The organism is Mesorhizobium sp. M8A.F.Ca.ET.161.01.1.1 (genome assembly GCF_004792105.1).
Lineage (GTDB): Bacteria > Pseudomonadota > Alphaproteobacteria > Rhizobiales > Rhizobiaceae > Mesorhizobium.
In genome coordinates, this window is sequence record NZ_SRTD01000098.1 from 1 (window position 1) to 420 (window position 420).

The window sequence follows — 420 nt, forward strand, 5'->3', positions numbered from 1 at the left end:
CTCGAAAGGCAATCGAAGGTCGTCCACAATGGCTTTTGCAACATGCTCGGGCTGCAGCAAATCGTTCGATGTGACAAGTACGGTAAATTCATCACCACCGATCCGCGCAACAAGACTGTCGGGCAAAAGGCTCGTGAGCCGCGCCCCGACAAGTGATATCAATCTATCGCCTGCAGGATGTCCAAGCGAATCGTTCACCTCCTTGAACCTGTCGAGATCGATGAACAGCACGGCGTGTGCCTCGTCTTCCCTCGCATTTTGCGCGGCGGTCGCAACTCTCGCATTGAATTCCGATCGATTGGCAAGGCCGGTTAGAATGTCGTGTGCCGCCTGATACTGCAACTGCTCCTGGTTCGCCTTCAATCGGTTCGAGCGTCTCCAGAGGGCGTTTCCACCGACGCTCGCTGCACTGAATATGGC

1 protein-coding gene is annotated in these 420 nt (G+C 55.5%); it reads right to left on the minus strand.

Annotated elements, in window-relative coordinates:
- A partial coding sequence (locus tag EN804_RS34815) for a GGDEF domain-containing protein (protein WP_246693535.1) occupies positions 1 to 363 on the minus strand: 363 nt, incomplete at its 3' end.
- Positions 364 to 420 lie beyond the last annotated feature (57 nt).